Origin of the sequence: Candidatus Ulvibacter alkanivorans, assembly GCF_003333325.1 — a bacterium.
Taxonomy (GTDB): Bacteria; Bacteroidota; Bacteroidia; order Flavobacteriales; family Flavobacteriaceae; genus Ulvibacter_A; species Ulvibacter_A alkanivorans.
The window spans coordinates 1-6,701 of the sequence record NZ_QOLC01000058.1 but is presented as its reverse complement, the minus strand read 5'-3'; the positions used below and the strand labels follow the sequence as shown (position 1 = coordinate 6,701).

The window sequence follows — 6,701 nt, the reverse complement described above, 5'->3', positions numbered from 1 at the left end:
ATAGTTATTTTACAATGACTTATAAATAAAATAAAAATGAACAATTACGACACCCTTTCAGAAGCAATAAACGATTTACAGCGAAAAGGTTATACATACGATTTTAACCTAAAACCAGAATGTTTGGAGTGTGCCTCACTAAAAATTGAAATACACCCAGAAGATTTTAATGTTGACGAGATGCATCGTTTTGAGGGTATGAGCAGTACCGACGATAACAGTGTGCTTTATGCTATTTCATCAAAAAATGGGATTAAAGGACTTTTGGTAGATGCCTATGGCGTCTATGCCGAAAACATTTCGGAAGCTATGAGAAAAAAATTACGATAACACTTAAACAAGACAATAATGGAAAATCACGAACACCACAATCACGATGAAATGGACCATTCTAAAATGGACCATTCGAAGATGAAACACAAAAAAGTAGACCATTCTAAAATGAACCACAAAGGTGGGGACCATTCGGGTCACAATCCGGGTCACGGTCAAATGGGTCACGACCATCATAAAATGATGATTGCAGACTTTAGAAAACGGTTTTGGGTAACACTCGTGCTTACCATCCCTATATTGTTCTTCTCACCAATGATTCAAGAATTTTTTGGTTATGAATTTTTACTTCCAGGAAATCCATACATCCTTTTTGCACTTTCCACTGTTGTATATTTTTATGGTGGTTGGCCATTTTTAAAAGGGTTTTGGTCTGAAGTCAAAAAAGGTGCACCAGGAATGATGACCTTGATTTCTATGGCAATTTCCGTAGCTTATTTTTATAGTACAGCTACTGTATTTGGCTTAAGAGGTGAAGACTTTTTCTGGGAACTATCAACACTTATAGCCATAATGTTGCTTGGCCATTGGATAGAAATGAAAAGTGTTTTAGGTGCTTCAAAAGCCTTACAGTTATTGGTGAGTATGATGCCTGCAGAAGCGCACAGAGTAAAAGGTGACACCATAGAAGACATCCCTCTCGAAGATTTACTGAAGGATGATGTGATTTTGGTAAAACCAGGTGAAAAAGTTCCAGCTGACGGAATAATAGTAGACGGAACCAGTTACCTAAATGAATCTATGCTCACAGGCGAATCTAAACCTGTAAAAAAAGATGAAGGCGATAAGGTTATTGGTGGTTCTGTAAATGGCAATAGCACCTTAAAAGTAAAAGTTGAACATACTGGAAAAGACAGCTATCTAAACAAGGTCATTAAGATGGTCGAGGAAGCGCAAAAAACCAAATCGAAGATGCAAAACCTATCAGATAGGGCTGCAAAATGGCTAACCTATATCGCTTTGGCTATTGGTTTTGGAACATTAGCAGTATGGCTGATTTTAGGCTTTCCATTTGTCTATGCTTTAGAAAGAATGGTTACTGTTATGGTAATTGCTTGTCCACACGCATTAGGGCTTGCCATTCCCCTGGTGGTTGCAATTTCTACGGCAGTATCTGCTCAAAATGGATTGCTTATCCGAAATAGAACTGCGTTTGAAGAGTCCAGAAAAATTTCAGCTTTGCTTTTTGATAAAACAGGAACACTAACCAAGGGTGATTTTGGTGTCACTCGAATTGAGTCTGTTAACGAGACTTATTCAACAGAGGAAATTTTAAGACTTTCAAGTGCATTGGAACAAAGCTCAGAACACCCTATTGCAGTTGGTATTATCAAAAAAGTAAAAGAAGATAATATTACTATCCCTAGCCCAGAAAACTTCAATGCTATTACTGGTAAAGGTGTAGAGGCAAATGTGGAAGGCAAACAAGTTAAGGTAGTAAGTCCAGGCTATCTAAGAGATGAGAAAATTACTATTCCTGAAGATGCTTACAGCGATGCAGCGGAAACTGTAGTATTTGTTTTAATTGATGGAAAATTGGCCGGTTACATCGCCCTTGCTGATGAAATAAGACCAGAATCTGCCGAGGCAATCAAAATATTTAAAAAGAATAACATTAAAGTTCTAATGGCAACTGGTGATAATGAAAAAACCGCTAAAGCTGTGAGTGAAAAACTTGGATTGGATGGTTACTACGCCGAGGTATTGCCACATCAAAAAGTTGAAATTGTAGAAGAGTTACAGAGCAAAGGTGATTTTGTAGCTATGACGGGTGATGGTGTAAATGATGCGCCCGCGCTCGCAAAAGCCGATGTAGGAATTGCAGTAGGCTCAGGTACAGATGTAGCAGCTGAAACTGCCGATATTATTCTGGTCAACAGTAACCCACAGGATATTGCCAACCTAATTTTATTTGGAAAAGCGACCTACAATAAAATGATTCAGAATTTGATTTGGGCTACGGGATACAATGTCGTGGCTATTCCTTTAGCAGCCGGTGTATTATATTCTTCAGGCTTTGTTTTAGGTCCTGCGGTTGGTGCGGTATTTATGAGTTTAAGTACGATTATAGTAGCTATTAATGCGCAATTATTAAAGCGAAAAATCGGTAAAAAATAGATGGAAAGAAAAGAAAAACTCAACAGGATATCTTTAATCCTGTTGAGTTTATTTGTAGTGATGTTGGGTTATGGTATTTTATTGCCAACCCTTCCCTACTATACCGAAAGATTAGCTTTAAAAGACAATCTCGACACCGATTTAATCAACTTCCATATTGGGTTGCTTACCAGCATTTATCCACTATTTCAATTAATTTTTGTTGTCGTTTGGGGAAAGTTATCTGACAGATATGGTCGTAAACCCGTCATTATTATTGGTTTGATTGGCTTTGTAATAATGCAATTGCTAACTGGGCTTGCAACATCACTAACGATGCTATATATCGCTCGGATTTTTGGCGGCATATTTACTTCATCAGTTATTCCTGTCAGCAACGCATATTTAAGTGATATTACTTCAGAAAAACGTAGAACGAAGATAATGGCCTGGTCTGGTGTAGCCATTAGTTCAGGGGTTATTTTTGGACCCGTTATCGGTGGCTTTCTTTCGCAATCAGACCTTCATTTTGAGTATGCAATTGGTCAACTACATTTAGGTAGATTTTCCACGCCGTTTCTATTTGCTGCATTATTAGGTTTTATTGTGTTAGTCATTGTTGTAAAATGGTTAAAAAATTCCGTTCGCATCCATAAATTTACAACTCAAAAATTCAGTTTTCACTTCTCGTTCAGCCAATATTTCCTTATTCTATTGGCCTTGTCATTTGTTATCCAATTTGTAGTGACCTTGTTTGAAACTGTTTTTTCAATCTACGGTAAAGACGAATTAGGGTTTAACAGCAATCAGGTTGGTATTGGTTTTATGCTGTGTGGTTCAATAATGGCTGTTTTGCAGCCTGTATTTGCCAGTTATGGGGAAAAGATTCTATCTACTAAAAAGCAAATCGGCTTTGGGTTATTCATTTCAGGAATTTCATTAATTGTCTTTCCTTTTTTCAAAAATGAATTTGTTGTGTACGGTTTAATTGTGGTGTTTGCTGCTGGTGGTGCTATGGTTACACCTAATTTGCTGTCTGCGGTATCCTTGTTATCCAAAACAAATACAGGTCGAAATATTTCAATACAAAGTTCAACAAACAGTATCGGTCAGATTTTAGGTCCCATTTTAGGAACTTGGTTGGTTACCGGTGGTTTTTATTATCCATTTCTAATTGCAGGAAGCATTATTTTAGTTGCTATTGGTTTTCTCATTTTTCTAAAAAAACCACCTATTTAAAGAATACTGAATTATTACAAATTCTTAAAAAAATAATCTAACCAATAAGCCCCAAATCTATTGTGCATAAACTTATTCAAACAATTTTAGAAAATTATAAAGAAGAAATAAAAGTAGTTGAAGAATCTAATTTAGATGATTTCAATAATGTAGAAAAAGGAATTTCCATTTCCAGGCAATACTTACAACAACTACGGATATGTGTTCGGGAAAATGAATTCGTTGATAAACAGAACGAAATTATTTTCTTTAAAAAACATAAACCCTATGTCTACAGTAGATTAAAGTTTTATGCAAAACTCTATAATTTCTTAATAAACAGACCTGCTGGAACCATAAAATCTCAACAGGATTTTATCGATTCTGAAATAAACAGACTACAAGAAAGTAATAGACGTAATATAGATTTCATCAAATACTACAGAGAGGGTTCTGAGCTTTTGGATGAATTTTATTTTCTAAGAGGTAAGGACAAAATCAGTTTGGTCTCAAACACCTCTCATTTTTACACGGATGCTGAATTTTCCACAAGCCACGATAATGCGATTGCTAAAATTATGGCATATGACCTATTAATTAGTCATTACTCTGAGGAATTGAATAATTTGAGAGGATTATCCTATGGCATTCCAAATAAACTAAATACTCTTTCCAATGGCGAAAGATTAGGCTGGACAGCGTCGAAAACAGACCTTATCGAATTGATTTATGCCTTACAAGCATCTGGGGCAATAAAAAGTGGTTCACGGTCTAATATTAAGAATATAAACGAGCTGATTGTAAAGAACAAAACCCATTCAAATACTGTTATTCTTCTTGACCTTCCGGGAAATATCCCAAAAAGTTTTGTCTGCGGAAATTCATTTTCAAAAGCATTAGCCAGATAGTTTGATGAAAACTTGTGACCTATATTGGATATTTTATCCACGATAATAGGATATGCTATACCCAAAATTGCGATGTCGATAGCGACACAGATTTCTATAATATACTTTAATTCCATTCACATTAATTTACAATAGTTCTACCGCCTTGTACCAATAATAAAATATAGATTTATCGGGTTGGCGTTTTAATCTGTTCAAAAAGGCCCAATCCGGATTTTTAATAACCAATTCCTTTGTATCCTGATTCTCATAATATTCTATTTCAACATCTTCTTTTTGTAGAATAATAGCATTCAAATAGGCTACTTTGGCCGAAGCTGCCAATGCTTCTTCAATCCTAAAGTTCCCTGTCATTAAAAATGCGCTACCAAAGCTTCGTATGCCAGAGCTTAAATCTGCAAATTTCTTTTTCTTTTCAGCAGTTGGGTTACGTTCTCGTCTTGCCATAATAGCACAGGTATTTATGGAATCCCATAGCACATCCTTTTCATTGAGTTTCCTTTTACTAAAATCCTTGTCCGAACTTCGATAGGATAGTTCTGCTTTCGCGAAAGCTGAAAAACTTTTCTTTACCATTGCTACATCAGTAATATTTTCAAAAAGTTTTCCCAAGTCGAACAATTGCTTGCAGATTTCCATTGCAAATAACTGGTCGCCTTTGTAGAATGGTATGCCTATGGTATCTGGTGCAAAAGCTGTTAGCTTATCGCCACAAATAGCGTTTACCGAAGGCGTAGTAATTGTTGTAGCAGTTCCATCAATGGAAAGCCAAGGTGTTTCAATGGGCGATTCTATAAGTTCTGGATAGTGCGGACTGTCAAAAAGGATATCCAATAGAATGGTTCCAGGAACGTTTGGATTATATACCGACTCGAACTCAAAGGTGTAATGTGCCTTTGGAACACCTTCCTTATAGCTTCTATGCTCATTAAGCACGTGCTTTTTGAAATGTGAATTGGCTACAACTGCATCCAAAATTTCTTCTAATTTATCACGCTCAACGCTCGAAATAATATCGATATCAATAGAAAATCGGTTCCCTTCTTTTAGCAAAAGCACAAGTGATGTTCCCCCTTTGAAAACAAAATCGAGTCCTGAAACTTTTAAATGTTCGAGTAATGATAGTGCGTGAACCATTTTTTCCAGAATGGTTACATCGATTCCCTTATGTTCCTTTTTTGCACGGAAGCCATTCAGCCATTCCTTTTCAAAACTTTTGTTGTTAATCATAATGAATATCTTCTAAGAAATTTGGAATGTTGTTGCTTATAAACTGCTTTATTTCCTGTTCTTTTTTGCGTCGCTTGGCATAGCTGAACAACTTTGTAAAATTGATGCTATATCTATCAATTATTTTCTCGTAGATGTTTACCATTTCAGAACCTTGGTAAAAATGTAGCAGATTTTCATCTGCAAACAGGTCCACCATAATCTTTTCAAGAGTTGCAATGGGCACTACCGTTTTTTTATTTTTTATTTTTTGAATGGGTGCCCTTGTCACCAAACGTTTAATGATAACTGGCACGTTACTTTCTGAAATATAGAATTGAATTTCCTTTTCATCTGGATTTAGGAAAAAATCCATTCTTAGATTATCATTTAGGTAGTAATAGAGTGAGTCTACAAATTCTTTTTCTACTTCAACGACAATCATTTGATTTGACGTCTGGTGCTGAGAAAACTCATTGAGCCATTGGGTTTCCCAAATGGCATATTTTATGTCTTCAAAACGCTCATTGGTTTTACGGGCTATCTTGAACGCACTATCTGATAGAAGAGGTTTATATTTAGGTTTATAGGAAATAACATAAAGTCCACGACCAATGGTTTTGATGATATCTTTTTTCTTTAGGTCATAGATTCGCCAACTAAAGGTGCTTTCCTTTAGGTCCGGTTCAAAATCCAGATAGAAGTTATATAGCGCATCCCTATCAAAAGAACTACGGTCTTTGAAAGCTTGTATCAGTTTATTTTCAATAATCTTTGGCATAGTTAAAAATCAAAACTTTGCCAAAAATACAAAAAAGTGGCGAATATTTGAAAACAAATTTTTGCCACTATATAGATTAAGTGGTAATAATTGGAAATTAAACCTATCTAAATTCAGACAAACTTAGTATATGATAATAGCAAATACATATATTA

General features: G+C 35.6%; 6 protein-coding genes. 4 read left to right on the top strand and 2 right to left on the bottom strand.

What is annotated here, in order from left to right:
• Positions 1–36 precede the first annotated feature (36 nt).
• From DWA30_RS04520 to DWA30_RS04505, 4 genes are all read left to right on the top strand, one after another.
• On the top strand, positions 37–330 hold the full coding sequence (locus tag DWA30_RS04520; RefSeq protein WP_015266947.1) for a hypothetical protein: 294 nt from the start codon (positions 37–39) through the stop codon (positions 328–330).
• 18 nt (positions 331–348) lie between these two features.
• Positions 349–2,451 carry a copper-translocating P-type ATPase gene (locus tag DWA30_RS04515; protein ID WP_114491353.1) on the top strand — a complete coding sequence of 701 codons (2,103 nt, stop codon included), beginning with the start codon at positions 349–351 and terminating at the stop codon, positions 2,449–2,451.
• The gene (locus DWA30_RS04510) at positions 2,452–3,669 is read left to right on the top strand and encodes an MFS transporter (protein WP_114491352.1); all 1,218 of its coding nucleotides are present in this window, start codon (positions 2,452–2,454) and stop codon (positions 3,667–3,669) included. It begins immediately after the preceding gene.
• Positions 3,670–3,731: 62 nt separating this feature from the next.
• Positions 3,732–4,556 (top strand): RteC domain-containing protein, encoded by an 825-nt coding sequence (locus DWA30_RS04505; protein ID WP_114491351.1) that lies wholly within the window; start codon positions 3,732–3,734, stop codon positions 4,554–4,556.
• 126 nt (positions 4,557–4,682) lie between these two features.
• On the opposite strand, the gene DWA30_RS04500 is transcribed toward DWA30_RS04505, so the two are convergent.
• Together DWA30_RS04500 and DWA30_RS04495 are read right to left on the bottom strand one after the other, a co-directional pair.
• Positions 4,683–5,786 carry a nucleotidyl transferase AbiEii/AbiGii toxin family protein gene (locus DWA30_RS04500; RefSeq protein WP_114491350.1) on the bottom strand — a complete coding sequence of 368 codons (1,104 nt, stop codon included), beginning with the start codon at positions 5,784–5,786 and terminating at the stop codon, positions 4,683–4,685.
• Positions 5,779–6,546, bottom strand: coding sequence for a DUF6577 family protein (locus tag DWA30_RS04495; RefSeq protein WP_114491349.1), 768 nt, complete (start codon positions 6,544–6,546; stop codon positions 5,779–5,781). The genes DWA30_RS04500 and DWA30_RS04495 overlap by 8 nt, the downstream gene beginning before the upstream one ends.
• Between the last annotated feature and the right edge of the window lie 155 nt (positions 6,547–6,701).

Coding starts and splice junctions, on each gene's coding strand:
- DWA30_RS04520 (WP_015266947.1), top strand. CDS start 37: ATGAACAATTACGACACCCTTTCAGAAGCAATAAACGATTTACAGCGA.
- DWA30_RS04515 (WP_114491353.1), top strand. CDS start 349: ATGGAAAATCACGAACACCACAATCACGATGAAATGGACCATTCTAAA.
- DWA30_RS04495 (WP_114491349.1), bottom strand. CDS start 6,546: ATGCCAAAGATTATTGAAAATAAACTGATACAAGCTTTCAAAGACCGT.
- DWA30_RS04500 (WP_114491350.1), bottom strand. CDS start 5,786: ATGATTAACAACAAAAGTTTTGAAAAGGAATGGCTGAATGGCTTCCGT.
- DWA30_RS04510 (WP_114491352.1), top strand. CDS start 2,452: ATGGAAAGAAAAGAAAAACTCAACAGGATATCTTTAATCCTGTTGAGT.